Annotated in this window: 15 protein-coding genes and 1 pseudogene; 15 read left to right on the forward strand and 1 reads right to left on the reverse strand. The window is 35.2% G+C overall.

Annotated features, from left to right (window positions below; all coding sequences use genetic code 11):
* The first annotated feature begins 11 nt into the window (after positions 1-11).
* The 13 genes from rhaB (at position 12) to DICTH_RS01515 (ending at position 14,789) form a co-directional block, all read left to right on the forward strand.
* Positions 12-1,493 carry a rhamnulokinase gene (rhaB, locus tag DICTH_RS01455; RefSeq protein ID WP_012546985.1) on the forward strand — a complete coding sequence of 494 codons (1,482 nt, stop codon included), beginning with the start codon at positions 12-14 and terminating at the stop codon, positions 1,491-1,493.
* 77 nt (positions 1,494-1,570) lie between these two features.
* On the forward strand, positions 1,571-1,960 hold the full coding sequence (locus DICTH_RS01460; RefSeq protein WP_012548767.1) for a class II SORL domain-containing protein: 390 nt from the start codon (positions 1,571-1,573) through the stop codon (positions 1,958-1,960).
* A gap of 137 nt (positions 1,961-2,097) precedes the next feature.
* Positions 2,098-3,105, forward strand: coding sequence for a pectate lyase family protein (locus DICTH_RS01465; RefSeq protein WP_012547760.1), 1,008 nt, complete (start codon positions 2,098-2,100; stop codon positions 3,103-3,105).
* A gap of 287 nt (positions 3,106-3,392) precedes the next feature.
* Complete coding sequence (locus DICTH_RS01470; protein ID WP_012547847.1) at positions 3,393-4,667, forward strand: ABC transporter substrate-binding protein; 1,275 nt, start codon at positions 3,393-3,395, stop codon at positions 4,665-4,667.
* A gap of 62 nt (positions 4,668-4,729) precedes the next feature.
* Positions 4,730-5,638 (forward strand): carbohydrate ABC transporter permease, encoded by a 909-nt coding sequence (locus DICTH_RS01475; RefSeq protein WP_012547272.1) that lies wholly within the window; start codon positions 4,730-4,732, stop codon positions 5,636-5,638.
* The gene (locus tag DICTH_RS01480; protein WP_012548107.1) at positions 5,638-6,477 is read left to right on the forward strand and encodes a carbohydrate ABC transporter permease; all 840 of its coding nucleotides are present in this window, start codon (positions 5,638-5,640) and stop codon (positions 6,475-6,477) included. Before DICTH_RS01475 ends, DICTH_RS01480 begins: the two co-directional genes overlap by 1 nt.
* Positions 6,478-6,492: 15 nt before the next feature.
* Entirely contained in the window at positions 6,493-7,875 is a 1,383-nt protein-coding gene (locus DICTH_RS01485) for an alpha-glucosidase/alpha-galactosidase (RefSeq protein ID WP_012547004.1), read from the forward strand.
* 12 nt (positions 7,876-7,887) lie between these two features.
* A complete protein-coding gene (locus DICTH_RS01490) occupies positions 7,888-9,024 on the forward strand; it encodes a hypothetical protein (protein ID WP_012547956.1) in 1,137 nt (378 codons plus the stop codon).
* Between the two features lie 18 nt (positions 9,025-9,042).
* Positions 9,043-10,002, forward strand: a complete 960-nt coding sequence (locus DICTH_RS01495) for a sugar kinase (RefSeq protein WP_012548510.1) — start codon at positions 9,043-9,045, stop codon at positions 10,000-10,002.
* Positions 9,999-10,763: an IclR family transcriptional regulator gene (locus tag DICTH_RS01500; protein ID WP_012547703.1), complete on the forward strand. Its 765-nt coding sequence runs from the start codon at positions 9,999-10,001 to the stop codon at positions 10,761-10,763. The genes DICTH_RS01495 and DICTH_RS01500 overlap by 4 nt, the downstream gene beginning before the upstream one ends.
* 12 nt (positions 10,764-10,775) lie before the next feature.
* On the forward strand, positions 10,776-11,948 hold the full coding sequence (locus DICTH_RS01505; protein ID WP_012548399.1) for a 4Fe-4S binding protein: 1,173 nt from the start codon (positions 10,776-10,778) through the stop codon (positions 11,946-11,948).
* A complete protein-coding gene (locus DICTH_RS01510; protein WP_012547615.1) occupies positions 11,935-13,701 on the forward strand; it encodes an FAD-binding protein in 1,767 nt (588 codons plus the stop codon). The genes DICTH_RS01505 and DICTH_RS01510 overlap by 14 nt, the downstream gene beginning before the upstream one ends.
* Positions 13,702-13,703: 2 nt before the next feature.
* On the forward strand, positions 13,704-14,789 hold the full coding sequence (locus DICTH_RS01515) for a zinc-binding dehydrogenase (RefSeq protein ID WP_012547388.1): 1,086 nt from the start codon (positions 13,704-13,706) through the stop codon (positions 14,787-14,789).
* On the opposite strand, the gene DICTH_RS01520 is transcribed toward DICTH_RS01515, so the two are convergent.
* Entirely contained in the window at positions 14,786-15,535 is a 750-nt protein-coding gene (locus DICTH_RS01520) for a glucose 1-dehydrogenase (protein ID WP_012548160.1), read from the reverse strand. The genes DICTH_RS01515 and DICTH_RS01520 overlap by 4 nt on opposite strands.
* A gap of 248 nt (positions 15,536-15,783) precedes the next feature.
* Here DICTH_RS01520 and rfbD point away from each other — a divergent pair, with 248 nt between their 5' ends.
* Both rfbD and DICTH_RS01535 read left to right on the forward strand, forming a co-directional pair.
* On the forward strand, positions 15,784-16,629 hold the full coding sequence (gene rfbD / locus DICTH_RS01525) for a dTDP-4-dehydrorhamnose reductase (protein ID WP_012547775.1): 846 nt from the start codon (positions 15,784-15,786) through the stop codon (positions 16,627-16,629).
* 103 nt (positions 16,630-16,732) lie between these two features.
* Positions 16,733-17,606 (forward strand): annotated as a pseudogene (locus tag DICTH_RS01535) (transposase).
* Positions 17,607-17,671: the final 65 nt, after the last annotated feature.

The raw sequence follows: 17,671 nt of genomic DNA on the forward strand, positions 1-17,671 counted from the left end.
GGGGGAGGCATATGGAAGATAGGAAATTTCTTGCTATCGATCTTGGAGCAGAAAGTGGTAGAGTAATTGTAGGGATATTAAAGGATGGAAAATTAACTATTGAAGAAGTTCACAGATTTATAAATAGACCTGTAGATATCTTAGGTAGATTATATTGGAATGTAACTCAAATATTTCAAGACATAAAGGATGGTTTAGTAAAGGCATTTTCTAAGTATAGAGATATAGAAAGTATAGGTATTGATACATGGGGGGTTGATTTTGGATTAGTAACCAAAGAGGGATACTTTGCTGGCATACCTGTATGTTATAGAGATCATAGGACTGATGGTATTCTTGAAAAAGCTTTTGAGGTTATGTCCAGAGAAAGGATATATGAATTGACGGGAATACAAATAATGCAGATTAACACACTGTTTCAACTTTACAGCATGGTTCTTGAAAAATCCTCTCTTTTTAACTCTGCTTATAAACTATTGTTTATGCCTGATCTATTCAATTTTATGCTAACTGGAGAGATGAAAACTGAATTTTCTATAGCTACTACTTCTCAAATGTATAACCCTATAAGAGATGGATGGGAAGAAGAGATATTGGAAAAATTCGGTATACCAAAGGATCTTATGCCTGAGGTCTTACCCCCAGGAACGGTAATAGGGAATCTAAATAAAAGTATAGAAGAAGAGTTAGGAGTTAAGAATATTTCTGTTATAGCTCCTTGTGAACATGATACAGGATGTGCGGTAGTGGGAGTCCCAGGAGAAGGTGAGGACTGGGCTTATATTAGTTCTGGTACTTGGTCTTTGATGGGAGTTGAACTAAAATCTCCAATTATAAATAATGAATCTTTAAAAGCTAATTTCACTAACGAGGGAGGATATAACAAGACTTTTAGATTTTTGAAAAATATTATGGGGCTTTGGTTATTACAGAGAGTAAAGAGAGAATGGGCAAAAGAGGGCGAAGATTTATCTTATAACGAGATTACAAGACTTGCAGAACAAGAAAAGTCTTTTCAATATTTTATAAATCCTGATGATGTTTCTTTCTTAAATCCTCCCAGTATGATTAAGGCAATACAGTATTACTGTAAGAAAACTGGACAGGAGATTCCAGAGAAAAAGGGCGAAATTGCAAGATGCATATTAGAGTCACTTGCTTTCAGATATAAAGATGTATTTACGGATTTGGAGAGAATATTGAATAAAAAGATTAGTGTATTGCATATTGTAGGTGGCGGTTCTCAAAATCAACTGCTTTCACAATTTACTGCTAATATTCTTGGAATACCAGTTATTACAGGGCCTATAGAGGCTACTGCTCTTGGAAATATTGTGGTTCAAGCTATAACAAAAGGAGCTATTAAAGATGTTGTAGAAGCAAGAAAGATTATAAGGGATTCCTCTGAAATGAAAGTTTATCAGCCACAGAATACTGAGGAATGGATTAGAAATTATGAAAAATATAAAGAAGTAACAGAAAAGAAAAATTAAAAAATTCAAAAGTTGCAATCCCTCTCAGTTTGGTATAAAATCAAATTGAAATAATTTTAATTAGGGGAGGGATAAAGATGGCAAGCGTAAAAGATCTTTTCCAAAGTGCCGATTGGACAAAGGAAAAGCATGTTCCTGTCATTGAGATATTAGAAAAAGATAAAGAGAAGGGAGTTAGAGTTAGAGTCTCTGTAGGGAAAGAAATTCCTCATCCAAATACCACTGCTCATCATATTGTTTGGATAGAAGTCTATTTCCAACCAGAGGGCGATAAATATCCATACCACGTAGGAAGATTTGAATTTGTAGCCCATGGGGCCACAGTACAGGGACCTGATACCAGTACAGTATATTCTGAACCTGTAGTTGAATTTGTATTCAAGACCCAAAAAGATGGTGTAATCTTCGCAACATCTTATTGTAATATACATGGTCTTTGGGAAAATTCTACTGAGCTAAAACTATAAAGGTAAATATTTTATTCTTCAATATTTTTTAAGAATAAGGAGGAGAGAATTTAAACTCTCCTCCTTTTTTATTTATTATGAAAAAATACTCCTGTGCTAAAATATATTTGCAAAGATTATAATTGAGGAGGTTGAGTATGAAGAAGTACTTAATCGTTTTTATGATTCTCTTAGGGTTAATTCTTACTTTGGGTTTTTCTCAAGAAGAGTTTAAAGAGAATGTGCTTACCCTAAATGACAAACCAGTAGGTTTTGGAGAATCAACTACAGGTGGTGCAGGTGGAAAGATTGTAACTGTTGATAATATAAGTGATTTTAAGAAGTATGCGCAAGCTCAGGAACCTTACATAATACTGGTGAAAGGAGTAATAGACACCAGTAAAGAAGAAGGTCAAGTAAAGATAGGGTCAAACAAGACGATAATTGGAATTACCCCTGATGCAAGCATAATTGGATGGGGATTATATCTAAAAGAAGTAAATAATGTGATAATAAGAAATCTAACCATAAAAAATAAAGTTGAGAATCCCAAAAACGATGCCATTACTGTTGAAGCCTCTCAAAATGTTTGGATTGACCACTGCACATTATCTAGTGATATGGTTGTTGTTCCAGAAAGAGAAAAAGATAAAGATAAGGTGGACGCACTCCTTGATATAATAAAAGGCTCTAAAGGAATAACTGTTTCTTGGAATATCTTTGAGAATAGCTGGAAATGTACTCAGGTAGGAAGTAGTGATAGTTCTACAATAGATGCAGAGGCGAGAGTTACATATCATCATAACATATTTAGAAATACAAATTCCAGAAATCCCAGTGTAAGATTTGGAGTAGTACATATATACAATAACTATTACCAGAATATACTTCTTTATGCTATAGCATCCAGAATGGGAGCAAAGGTTCTTGTGGAGAATAACTATTTTGATACTGTAGCTCTTCCTATTACAACTCAGTTCGAAAGTCCTCAAGATGGGTATGTTAAAGAATCAGGAAATTTATACTGGGATTGTGGAGATAATAATATAACTCAAGAATTAAAAGAGCTAAAGGTACCATATAATTATGAATTGGATGAGGCTGATGTACTTTCTTACCTTCTTGAAAAAGGTGCTGGAGCAGGAAAAGAGGTAGAGATTAAGTAACTTTATAAATCTTAGGGGGGAGGGCATTTGCTCTCTCCCCCTTTATTTTTTTGTCCACAATTTTTTATTTATTACCCTTTGAGAAGAAATTTTTCCCCTTATCTTTTTAATCCATTAGAGGTTTTTATTTTTTTTGTTGAAGAAAATTTTAAATTTTGTGTATAATATACAAAAGTATTTTATTATATGCAAAGGAGGTGACATTAAGTAGAGAAAAACAAAAATTTATACCTTCTTGCTTTTGTTTCTCTTATCTTAAAAATTCGTTTGGGGGAGGCTAAAAAGATATGAAAAAATACTTTAAATTAGTAGTTTTAATGTTGATTTTAGTTAGTTTTATCCTTGTAATTTCTCCTGCTCAGCAGCAGATTACATTAAGAATTATTTGGTGGGGTTCTCAGGATAGACACAATAGAACTTTAAAGGTAATTGATCTTTTCCAAAAGAAATATCCTAATATTAAGATCGTATCAGAGTACACAGGATGGTCTGAGTATTATACCAAGCTTACCACCATGGCTGCAGGTGGGAACCTTCCAGATATTATGCAACAAGATCATGCCTATATTAGAGGATGGGTAGAGAAAGGGCTCCTTCTACCCCTTGATGATTTAGTAGCTCAAGGTGTTATCAATCTTAAGGATGTGTCAAAAAGCATAGTTGATTCTGGAAGATTGGGTGGAAAACTTTACGCAATAAACTTGGGTAATAACTCTCAAGCTTTTGCAATTGATCCAGAGTTATTTAGAAAAGCTGGAGTTCCTCTTCCACCAATTTTATGGACATGGGATGATTTCAAGAGAATTGCAAGAATAATCCATAGAAAGCTTGGAATATATGGAGCAGCAGAAAACCTTGGTGACCACAATGTATTTAGAGTATGGACTATTGAAAATGGTGGATATCTCTTTAGTGAGGATGGCAAATCTTTAGGCTATGAAGATGATAATGTATATGCAAGTTTTTATAAAATGCTTCTTGAACTTCAAGATGAAGGTGTAATTCCTTCCAGAGATGTGGAAGTAGCAAGAGGTAGTGTAAGCCCTGAGCAAAGATTTCTCTGCCTTGGAAAGTCTGCAATGCAATTTACCTGGAGCAATCAGCTCACAGCAATGAGTACTGCTCTGAAGGGTAAACCATTAAAGCTATATATGCTTCCAACTCTGAATGGAAAGGTTGGAAACTTCTTGAAACCATCAATGTTCTTTGCAATTAATGCTAAGACAAAATATCCTAAGGAAGCAGCCATGTTTATAAACTTCTTCATCAACGATATTGAAGCTGCTAAGATATTAATGGCAGAAAGAGGAGTACCAGTATCCAAGAGAGTACAGCTTGCTTTAAAGCCACTCTTAACTCCAGTTGAGAAAGAAATGTTCAATTTTATAGCTACTGTTGAGAAATATGGGGCTCCAACTCCTCCACCAGATCCAGAGAGATGGCAAGAAATTTATAATAATGTCTATACTCCACTTTACGATCAGATAATGTATAAGAAGATTACTCCAGAAGAGGCTGCAAAGAAGTTTAGAGAGCAGGTAACTCAGATATTGAGGAAGTAAAGTAGAGGGGGAGGGGATTATCCCTCCCCTCGAAGTTTTATTCTTAGGGAGGTTAAGTTTGAATGAAGAAACTTACTAAGAAGAAGAAACATGATATTTTGATGGGATATCTTTTTACCAGTCCTTGGATATTAGGCTTTTTGTTCTTTATTGTATTTCCTTTGGTGACTTCTTTGTATCTTTCTTTTACAAGATATGACATTCTATCTGCTCCAAGGTGGATAGGTTTGCAAAACTGGGTAAGAATGTTTACTCAAGATCCAAGGTTCTGGAATGCGACTAAAGCAACGTTTAAGTATGTAATATTTGAGGTGCCTTTAAGACTTCTTTTTGCTTTTATTGTAGCTCTTATTTTTAGCCAAAGAGAAAGTAAAATATTAAACTTATACCGTGCTATTTACTATATTCCTTCTCTTATAGGTGGAAGTGTGGCAATTGCTGTGGTTTGGAGACAAATATGGGGATATCCTGATGGTATAGTTAATGCCATATTATCTATCTTCGGACTTAGAGGAATAAATTGGCTGGGAGATACTCGTACTGCTATATGGACTCTTATATTACTTGCAGTATGGCAGTTTGGATCCCCCATGCTTATATTTTTGGCTGCTTTGAAGCAAGTTCCTACTGAGTTATATGAGGCAGCAACTATTGATGGTGCAAATTTCTGGGGTAGATTGTTTAAGATTACCATTCCAATGGTAACTCCAGTGATTCTTTTTAACCTTATAAATCAGATGATACATGCTTTTATGGCCTTCACACAGTCTTATATTATAACTCAGGGTGGACCATTGGACTCCACCTTATTCTATGCAGTTTATATGTATAGAAAAGCCTTTAATGACTTTGAAATGGGTTACGCATCTGCTCTTGCCTGGTTCATGCTTGCTCTTGTGGGAATATTTACCGTTATTATATTTAAGACCTCCAATCGTTGGGTCTATTATGAGGCAGAGGAGGGAGTATAGTGAAAAGAAAAACTTTGAATACCATAATTTATTATACTGTTGTTACCTTAATTGCTATCTTTATGGTTTATCCTGCTCTTTGGATGTTGAGCAGTTCTTTTAAACAGCCCTGGGAAATATTTGGAGATATTTTAAATCTTATTCCAAAGGAGCCTACTTTAAATAACTATAAAGAGGGTTGGCAAGGATTTGGTGGTATAACTTTTGCAACCTTCTTTAAGAACTCCTTTATTATTGCAGGATTGAACACTATCGGAACAGTAATTTCTTCAACTATTGTTGCCTATGGACTTTCAAGAATACCTTTCCCAGGAAGGAGAATAATCTTTACAACAGTTATATTAACCCTTATGCTTCCTATGCAAGTCCAGATTGTTCCAAGATATATACTCTTTTCTAAAATTGGTTGGATAAATACCTTTTATCCTTTAATTGTTCCTGCCTTTTTAGGAGGGCCCTTCTTCATATTTATGGTAATGCAATTTATTAGAGGAATACCAAAGGAGCTTGATGAATCTGCTTTTATTGATGGAGCTGACAGAATTAAGATTTTCTACCATATTATTCTTCCCAATTTAAAGCCTGTGATAACTACAGCAGCAATTTTTGCTTTTTATTGGGCATGGAATGATTTTATGGGACCCTTGGTATATTTGAATAGTCCTGAAAAGTATCCTGTATCAGTAGCCCTTAGGGCTTTCTCAGATCCTTCTGCTGTAACTAACTGGGGTGCAGTATTTGCTATGTCCACATTGTCTCTTATTCCAGTTTTGGTGATATTTGTATTATTCCAAAAATATATCGTTCAGGGTGTTACGACTACTGGGTTGAGAGGTTAGGAAAGGAGGATAAAAATGGATAATGTAAAGATCGCATATATTGGTGGTGGTTCAAAGGGTTGGGCATGGAAATTTATGGCAGATCTCGCTTTGGAAGAAAGCTTTAGCGGTGAGGTAAGGCTCTATGATATTAATTTTGAGGCTGCGAAGACTAATGAAATTATTGGAAACAGAATCAGTGAACAAAAGGATGCTAAAAGTAAGTGGCGATATAGAGCTGTAAAAGAGATAGGAGAGGCATTAGATGGTGCCGATTTTGTGATTATCTCTATACTTCCTGGAACTCTTGATGAAATGGAGGTAGATGTTCATCTTCCAGAAAAATATGGTATTTATCAAGCAGTAGGAGATACGCCGGGTCCTGGTGGTGTTATAAGAAGTCTTAGAACCATACCTATTTATATAGAATTTGCAGAGGCTATAAAAAAATATGCACCTTCTGCTTGGGTAATAAACTATACCAATCCTATGGCTCTCTGTGTCAGAACTCTCTATGTTACCTTTCCAAAGGTAAAAGCTATAGGGTGTTGCCATGAAGTATTTAAAATTCCAAAGATTTTATCTCTTATGTTAAAGGAAAAGGAAGGAATAAACGCAGATCCATCAGAGATAAAACAAAATGTTCTTGGCATAAATCATTTCACATGGGTAGATAAGATTTCATATAAAAATAAAGATCTTCTTCCTGTTTATGGAGAATTTGCAGAGAAATATTATGAAGAAGGTTTTGAAGAAGAGAAAGATAGATGGAAGAGAGATTATTTTGCCTCGGCCAATAGGGTTAAATTTGATCTATATAGAAGATATAAAATTATAGCTGCAGCAGGAGATAGGCATCTTGCTGAATTTTTCCCTGCTAATTGGTATTTAGAAAATCCTGAAAAGGTTAGAGAGTGGAAGTTTTCCTTAACTCCTGTTTCATTCCGCAGAGAGCAGGCAAAGGAATTATATGAGATGAGCCAAAAACTTGCAAAAGGTGAAATGGAGTTTCCAATAAAGCCGTCAGGGGAAGTTGGAGTGCAGATAATGAAGGCACTTCTTGGTCTTTCTGATTTCATTACTAATGTAAACTATCCTAACGTAGGACAGATGGATAATGTTCCTCAAGATGTAATAGTAGAAACTAATGTGTACATCACAAGAGATAGTATAAGGCCAATATACGCAGGTAAACTTCCCAATGATGTAAATTCCTGGGTCTTGAGACACATAATGAATCAAGAGATGATTCTTGAGGCAGTTTTGAATAAAGATTTAGAGCTTGCTTTTCGAGCTTTTTACAATGATCCAATAGTAGAATCCAAATTAGATTTTGATACTGCAAGAAAACTATTCAAAGAGATGATAGAGGGTACTAAGAGATACCTTCCTAAATATTTTGGAGGAGAGAAGGATTAGAAGGTGAATTTTATGAAAAGAATACTAATTCTGTCGCTCTTTATATTGTTAATCCTAATTCCCGCCCTGTCCCAGGACAAGTTCCTGGGAGGGTGGGATAAGGTCTATGGGGGACCAAAGAGTGAAAAGGGATATGGAATTGTAAAGGTCAAAGATGGGTACTTATTGGTTGGAGAGACTACATCTTTTGGAAGCGGTGGGAAAGATATTTATCTTTTAAAGATTGACAGGAATGGAAATAAAATTTTTGAAAAGGCTATTGGTGGACAAAAGGATGATTATGCCTTCTCTATACTTGAGGGAAAAGAAGGATATTTCATAGTGGGTGCTACAAGGTCTTTTGGGGTTGGCAATAGTGATGTGTATATAGTTAAAGTGAAAGAGGATGGAGAAATTCTTTGGCAAAAAACTTATGGAGGAAAGGGATTTGAAGAGGGTTGGAGGATAACAAGAGATAATGAAGGAAATTATGTAGTGGTTGGCAGAACTAATTCTTTTGGAAATGGTCAATATGATCTTTACCTTTTAAAGATAGATGAAGATGGGAATCTTATTTGGGAAAAGGCTTATGGGAGAGAAATGAGTGAGTATGGTTATGGGATATGTGCTGATAATGATGGATATGTAGCAGTTGGAATTACAAACTCCTTTTCAGAAGGACAAGATGTATATGTGGTTAAAGTGGATAAAAATGGCAATCTTTCGTGGGAAAAGGTTTATGGTGGAAAAGGTTATGACTATGCTTATGATGTAACAAATTGCGAAGATGGATATTTAATGGTAGGCAACTCTAATTCTTTTTCTGATTCGGTGGATTTATATGTGTTAAAAATTGACAAAAATGGTGGTAAGATTTGGGAAAAGACCTATGGGAGTAAGGGATACGATACTGGATTTTTCGTTTTACAAGATGATGATAAATTTTTAATTGTAGGTGGTTCAAATTCTCAAGGTGCAGGAAATAGCGATGTTTATATAGTTGAGCTTGATAATAATGGAAAACTTCTTTGGGAGAAATATTTTGGTGGTGCAGATCTTGATGAGGGTTGGGGAATAATATTAGACGATGGTTGGTTTGTGGTGGTAGGCAGATCAGAATCTTTTAGTACTGCTAATAGTGAACTTTATGTGGTGAAATTTAGAGAATAGATTATTGAGGGAGGAATTATGGTTGATGTAATTTCTTATGGTGAGGTAATGTTGAGATTTACTCCTGAAAGATATCGTACTTTTTTAAATAGCAATACTTGGAATGTAGAGGTTGGAGGTACAGAGGCTAATGTTCTTGCTTCGCTTTCTCTTTTAGGATTAAAGACTGAGTTTATATCCTTTTTTCCTGATAATTTTCTTGGCTTTAAAGCAATTAGTGAACTAAAGAAGTATGGAGTTGGGGTTGATAAAGTAAGGCTTGTTCAAGAAGGAAGAATGGGGCTTTATTTTGTGGAGCTACATCATCGCTCGAAAGGTATAAGGGTTCTTTATGATAGAAGAGACTCCTCTTTTTCCAGAGGAGTTCTTTCGGATACAGACCTTGAATTCATAAGAAAGGCAAGGCTTATACACCTTACAGGAGTTACTCCAAGTTTAAGTGATATTTGTAAGACTAATGTTATTAAGATATGTACTTCCAAAAAAGATAGCCAGATTTTATCCTTTGATATAAACTATAGAAAAAAATTATGGAGTGAGAAAGAGTGTAGGAGATTTCTTGATATCATCCTTCCTTTTGTAGATATTTTGTTTGTTAAAAAAGAAGACTATAATCTCCTTTTTGAGGAAGAAAATGATGAAGAAAAGATTCTCTCCAAGCTTCAAAAATCTTACGGAAAAGAGAAGATTTACATTTTGACCCAAGGAGAAGAAGGGTGTTCAGTGCTCTTTAAGGATGAGTACTTTTCTCAACAAGCATATAACACTGACGTGGTAGATAGAATTGGAGCAGGTGATGCTTTTGTAGCTGGTTTCTTATATGGTTATCTTACAGGAAAGACCTTAAAAGAATCTGCAAAATATGGGAGTTTGCTTGCTTCAATTAAAATGAGCCTTTTTGGTGATTTTCCTACTTTAGATAGAAAGACTCTTTTAGAGCTTTTAGAGTCAGAAAATAATAGGAGTGTTGAAAGATGAAACAAAAAATAGGTATAAGTTCTGCAAATCAGACCCTTGAGATTTTAGAGTATATTGTTCTTTCAGGAAGAGAAGTATCCTTAAAGGAGATTGCAGAAGAGATTGGGCTTCATGTTTCCACAGTACACCGTTATCTTTCTTCCCTCTTGGAAAAGGGATATGTGAGAAGAACTCCCAATGGACTTTATAAGCCTGGATTTAGAATATTGGAACTTTCCTCATATATTCTTCAGAGTCTTGATTTGAGAGAAATTGCTCGTCCCTATCTTATAGAACTTATGGAAAATACAAAACAAACGGTACATTTAACCATTAGGGATGGTTATGAGGGAGTTTATATAGATAAGGTTGAAGGTCCTGGTACTCTTCCTATGATGTCTCGAATTGGAATGAGAATGCCTTTATACTCTACCAGTTTTGGTAAAGTGCTTCTTGCATACAGTCCTGAAAGTTTCATAAATGAATATCTAAAGAAGGTTCCTCTTATTCCAAGGACAGAAAATACTATAACTGATCCTGAAAAATTGAGAGAGGAACTTTTAAAAGTGAGAAAACAAGGATACGCTTTTGATAATGAGGAAAATGAGAGGGGAATTAAGTGTATGGGGGCACCTATATTTGATTTTTCTGGAAATGTAGTTGCTGCAGTTTCCATTTCAGGCTATTACAAGAATTTTGAAGGGGAGAATGGGGAGAGGCTTCTTAGAGAACTTCTAAATACCTGTGAAAAGATAAGTTCTGCTATGAGAAGCAAAGCTTAAGGAGGTTTTTATATGGACTTATCCGTAAATTATGTGGGACTTAAGCTTAGAAATCCTGTAATTATTGCATCTTCAGGCCTTACAGAGAATTTGAAGAATATGAAAAAATGTGAGGAAAACGGAGCAGGTGCTTTAGTAGTAAAATCACTATTTGAAGAAGAGGTATGTAGAGTTTCACCTACTCCACGTTTTGAAATAATAAACAGAAGTATGGGGCCACTAAGGTCTCAGACTTTTTACTCTTTTGAACAGGCAAGTCCCTTTGGGCCTGAAGAGTATTTTAAGGAGATAAATAAAGCCTTAGATGTTTTATCTATTCCTGTTATCCCAAGCATAAACTGCATCACCGATGAGGGATGGTTAAAATATTCAAAGATGGCAGAGGAAGCTGGTGCTCCTGCTTTGGAGTTAAATGTTTCCTGTCCTCATGCTTCTATATCCTTTCGAGGACAAGATGTGGATGATACTATTCTTCATGTGGCAAGGCTTGTAAGGGATAATGTTAAAATTCCAATCATTGTAAAGCTACCAATGCAACTTTCTTCACCTCTTGCTGTGGCAAAAGCCCTTGAGAATATTGGAATAGACGGGGTAGTTATGTTCAATAGACTTACAGGACTTGATATAGATTTAGAGACAGAAAAGCCTATCCTTCATGGGGGTTATGCAGGGCATGGAGGACCTTGGGCATTTAATTATGTGTTAAGGTGGATATCTACTTCTCGTCCTCACTTAAAGCTTTCCATAGCAGGCTCTGGAGGAGTTGGAAGTGGGGATGATGTAGCAAAATATATACTTACTGGGGCTGACGTGGTGCAGATATGTAGTATTGTGTATCTTATGGGATATGAAATTATCCCACGAATTATTGATGGATTAAAGAGATTTATGGAAAAGAAGGGTTATAACACTTTAAGTGAATTTAGAGGAAAAGTTTCTGGAAGGGTTATTCTTGGTAATAATGAGATTGATAGAAGACATTTATATGAGGCATATATAAATCCTGACTTGTGTACTTCTTGTGGTATATGTAAAAAAGTTTGTATTTATGACGCACCAGTAGAAAAAGAAGGCAAATATATCATTACTGATTTATGCGATGGTTGTGGGCTTTGTGTAAAACTCTGTCCTGTAAGAGCTATAAGCATGGTTTTTGTGGGAGGAAGAGAAAATGCAAAAAATTAAAGGCGATGTAATAGTAATTGGAGCTGGAGGGGCAGGTTTAAAATCTGCTATTTCTGCTTACGAAAAGGATCCGTCTTTAAAGATTTTACTTATTTCTAAGAAACCTATTGGGGTTGGTGGTGTTACTGCTAATGCTTTTTCTGATAGGATGGCTTTTCATGCTACTCTGTCTTACACATTACCTTATGAAAATAACTATTTGTACCATGCCCTTGATATATACAAAATAGGGGGAGAGGTTTCGGATTATAATCTGGCAGAGATTTTAGCAAGGAGAAGCGAAGAAGAGATTAACTATCTCATCTCTATTGGAGTACCTTTTGTCAGAAGAGAAGATGGAAAAATAGATCAGTTTTTAACTGATGGTTCGGAGTATCCAAGAGCTTGTTATGTGGGTCCTAACACTGCTATTGAGATTTCAAAGGCATTAATGAAGAGATTAAGGGAAACAAAGGTGGAAATTTATGAGAATATAATGGTTTATGATTTTATTGTTAAAGATAATAGGGTAATCGGAGCAAAGGCGATAAATGTATTATCTCAAGAAAAATATTTAATTCAAGGAAAGGCATTTATTTTGGCAACGGGAGGAGCAGGAGAACTTTATCATCAAAATGTTTTTACCTCAGAGATGACAGGAGATGGTTATGCAGCAGCATTAAGAGCAGGTGCAGAACTTGTCAATATAGAGTTTATGCAGATAGGTATATGCCATCCCAACATTCTCTTTGCTGAGTCAGGAAGTATGTTTAGAGCTCTTCCTAAGATTGTTGATGAAAATGGAAGAGAATTTTTACTGGATTATCTTAAAGAAGACAGGAAAAACCTATGTGTACTTGAATTTAAAAAGGGAGCTCATTGGCCTGTTTCTTATGAGTCGCCCACAAAGGTAATAGATTTAGCAGTTTATTATCATATCAAAAATGGGCATAAGGTATTTATGAACTTTATGGAAAATCCGTCGTATTTAGACTATGAAAATATTCCTGAAGAAATTCTTAAATGGAGTGAGAAAATAGGAAAGGAAGTTTTTAAAGGTACTACTCCTTATGAGAGACTTCAAAAGATTAATCCTCAAATTATAGAGTGGTTGAAGGAGTACAATATTGATCTTTCTAAAGAACTTTTGCCTATTCAGAATGCTCTGCAGCACTTCCAAGGAGGGGTAAAGATAAGAGAGAATGCAGAAACATCTCTTAAAGGACTTTTTGCAGCAGGAGAGGTGGCAGGAGGACAGCATGGTGCCAATAGACCTGGAGGAAATTCTCTTCTTGATACACAGGTTTTTGGGAGGATTGCTGGTGAGAGTGCTGTAAATTATGCTAAAAACAACGATTTTGTGGATTTTGAAATAGAGGAAGAAAAAATTGAGGGCGAAATTCCTGCAACCTTTGCAAGAAAGAAGATAAAGGATATAGTTTCTGAATATGGATTTTTGGTAAGGATTGAAGAGGATATAAAGAAAGGAATTTCTGAGCTTAGGAATATTAGGGAGAAGGGAATTTTTCCTGATGAAAAAGGACTCGCCTATTATTATGAGACAGTAAATATGTTAGATATCGCAGAGGTAATTCTTCATGCAATTTTGATAAGAGATGAAAGTAGAGGCCCTCATTTGAGATTTTATAGATTTTCTCCTCCCATTATGGAGTTTGTTCCCAAAAAACCTGAGTGGAATAAATATATAGTCTTCTCTAAAAAGGATGGAGAATTAAGGTTTGAAATAAGAGAGCCTGTGAGGCCTAAATTATAAATATGAAGGCAAAGGCTGCAATTCTGGAGGAATTTAAAAAACCTCTTGTAATAAGGTATGTAGACATACCCCCTCTTCTTGAAGGGGGTATTTTGGTTAAGATGGTATCTTCGGGTATATGTGGATCCGATATTCATATGGTTGATGGAGAGGATCCGAGGGTTCCTGTACCTATAATCTTAGGCCATGAAGGAGTAGGAGAGATAGTAGAGATAAATGGGGATAAAAGAGATTTAAATGGGGAAATTCTTAAAAAGGGAGATCTAATTATATGGAATAGGGGAGTAGTATGTGGTGAATGCTATTTTTGTAAAGTTTTGAAAATGCCTTATCTATGTGAAAATAGAAAAATTTATGGGATTAATAGGTCTTTTAAAGAATATCCTCATCTTTCTGGGGCTTTTGCTGAGTTTATAATTCTTGAAGAGAAAACTGAGATTTTAAGATTGTCTCCTAATACGGATCCTAATGTAATAGTAATGGCAGGATGTTCTGGAGCAACGGCTGTACACGCAATTGATGCTCTTGAGGATAATTTGCTTGATAAAACAGTAGTGGTTCAAGGGGGAGGTCCTCTTGGTATATTTGCTTTATCTCTTGCTAAATTTCAGGGGGCAAAAAACACCATCCTTATTACAGGGAGTAGTTTTAGAAAGGAGATTGCGGAAAAGATAGGAATAGATATGATTCTTGATAGAAATACGTCGGCAGAAGAGAGATTAAATAAAATTCTTGATATAACTTATGGTAGAGGTGCAGATGTAGTTATAGAGGCTACCGGAACTAATAAGGCTGTACCTGAAGGTTTAAGATTTTTGAGAAAGGGTGGAACATATATTATAGCTGGAGTAGCATCCCCTCAAGAAAAGGTCCCTATAGATTTTTATGAGGTTTCTTCAAAAAACATTACTATAAAAGGAGTATGGGTTAGTGATGCAGAACATTTTAAAAAAGCAGTCTCTTTTGTTGAGAAGCATCAAGACTTATTTGCTACTCTAATTACCCATAAGATCTCCTTAGATGAAATAAATTACGGTCTTGATCTTGTAAGAGAAAGAAAGGCAGGTAAAGTAGTTATTACATATTAGAGATAAATCATCTTTCTTGTCATACCTCCATCTACAATGAAATTTGCCCCTGTAATAAATTCTGCTTCTTCCGATATCAAAAACATAACTAAGCTTGCAATATCTTCTGGCTTACCTACTCTTCCTGCAGGATGTTGTGTATGATCAAGTTCTGTTAATTCAGGCTTTCTTCTTAAGGCTTTCTTTTTCCACTCAGAGGTTTCTATCCAGCCGGGACTTATACAATTTACTCTTACCTCAGGTCCAAGGCTTATGGCAAGGGCATGGGTTAAGGCATATATGCCACCTTTTGAGGCTGAGTAGGCTTCAGTATTAGGCTCTGACATAAAGGCTCTTGTAGAACTAATATTGATTATTACTCCTTTTTCTTTTCTTAAATAGGGAGAGGTATATTTTGCACATAAAAAGGCTCCTGTTAGATTTACACCTAAAACTTTATTCCATTCTTCTAATGTGAGCTCTGATATGGGTTTGTTTATACTAATCCCTGCATTATTTATTAGGTAATTAATTTTACCAAAAGTTTTTACCGTCTCTTCTACCATATTGATTACATCTTCTTCTTTGGAAACATCAGTTTTGACAAATTTTATCTTGCCTAAGGAAGAATATTCTTCTTCTGTTTCTTTACCTGCTTCCTCATCTATCTCTGCAATTACCACTGAGATGTTATTTTCCAAAAATCTTCTTGCAATAGCCTTTCCTATACCCTGACCTCCTCCTGTAACTATGGCAACTTTATCCATACTAAATACCTCCCTATACTCTTTTAGATTGATTATAGCATTGAGTTGACTCTCCTTCTTATGCTTTCACCTTTTTAATGTGGAGATTCAAAAAAGTTTATTATAAAATAAAAACAAGTTATTCAGTAAAGAAAAAAGGTGACGACTTTCTTAAAAACCCAATAGGTAGGCACTTTGTAGTAATACTGGAAGATGAGGAAGAAAAGATAAAAAATTAGAAAAGTAGGATGGAGATGGTGTAGATTATTATGAAGAAAAGAATCTTAATAACAGGAGCAAAAGGATTTTTAGGGCAATATTTTGTAAAAGAATTTGAGGATGAGGAAGTTATACCTATCACCCATCAAGATATAAACTTGGAAGATAAAAATGCTATTGAAAAAATTACCTCTCTAAAGCCTGATCTTGTAATCCATCCTGCAGCTATAAGATCTCCTGATATATGCGAAGAAGATCCAGAAAAAGCTTGGAAAGTAAATGCAGTAGGGACAAAACATGTTGCTATAGCCTGTTCCCTTTTAGATATACCATTAATTTATATAAGTACTGATTATGTTTTCTCAGGGGGAAAAGATACTCCTTATACTGAATTTTATCCTCCAAATCCTATTAATCTTTACGGAAAAACAAAACTTTATGGGGAGATTTTTACAAAAGAGTTCTGTAAAAAGCATTTTATAATAAGAACTTCTTATGTGTTTGGAGAATACGGAAACAATGCACTAACTCAAATCTATAATAGCTTGAAAGAAGGAAAAGAAATAAAACTTAGTAATTACCATTTTGCGTCCTGTACCTATGCAAAAGATCTTGTAAGAAAAGTAAAAGAACTATCCTTTACAAATCTTTACGGAACCTATCACATAGTAAATAAGGGAATCATAACAAGATATGATTTTGCTTGCAAAGTTGCAGAAATTGCAGGATTTTCAAAGGAAAAAGTTATTCCTTTAAATTCCGAAACTTTTAAAGCTCCTGCTAAAAGACCTCTTTATTCTGTGCTAAGAAACTATATGCTGGAGATATATAATATGGATGATTTGCCTTATTATGAAGAATCCTTAAGAAAAGCAATGAGGCTGTTCAAAAAATGAAGGGAGATGAGGAGAAAAGAGGTTAGGAGAAGTGTTATTTAGTGCAAGTGAAGGAGAGAATAGGTTTCTGGAATATGAAGGATTAAGTTGTGGGATGTATAATATAGGTATGAAGGAGAGGATAAAGGATAAGGGTAAGGTAGAGGTTATTGTAGATTTTATTATAGATTTTAGGAGGATTTATAGGAATATTAAGGAGATGATAAAGGTTAAGGAGGAGGGGTAGGAAGAAGAAATATGATGATGGATTGATAATATTAGCGGGTATGTTAATGATAGGGTGTGGATTTACATATAGGGAGGTTGCTAGGTTGATAAATAGGGTATTAGGGGTTAAGATACACATATCGAATATATATTATAGGTTGAAGGAGATGGAGGGATTAGAGGAGGTAGTTAATAAGGTGATAAGGAGTATAAATGTAGAGAAGGTGAAGGGTAGATGTAGGGGTTTGTTAGTAGATGGTGCGGGATTTGGGTATAATTTTAAGATAAAGCAGAGGTTATATTTTGGTAGGGAGATAAGGGAGAAGAGGGATCATGTGAAATGTGAATTGTTAGTGTTAGTAGATGAGAGGGGTAAGAGTTATATAGTGGGTGTATTTGTGGATGATGGGTATAAGGACGAGAGGAAGATACTGAAGAGTAAGTTTGAGGAGGTTAAGAAGCTAAAGGAGGAGGTGGATTTTAGGAAGGTTTATGGGGATAGGTTATACAACAGGGATATAGAGTTATTGAGGGAATTTGAGAAGGAGGGGGTTGAGATGATATTGCCGGTAGAGGATGGGATACATAACAAGGTTAAGAGTGAGGAGAGGAAGAGGGTTAAGGAGTCGTATAATCGGAAGAGGCATGCGTACAATAGGAATAGGTACAAGATAGAGCAAAAGATAGGGAACATAAAGAGGTTTATGGGTACATATTTGAATACAAAGGATAAAGAGGTAAGTAAGAATTTAGTATTGTTAGGAGTATAAGGAAGAAGTGAATTTTTGAACACTCTCAAGAAATATTGAAAGACAGTTGGTTTAACTTTGAAAAT

It is taken from the genome of Dictyoglomus thermophilum H-6-12 (assembly GCF_000020965.1).
GTDB classification, from domain to species: Bacteria; Dictyoglomota; Dictyoglomia; order Dictyoglomales; family Dictyoglomaceae; genus Dictyoglomus; species Dictyoglomus thermophilum.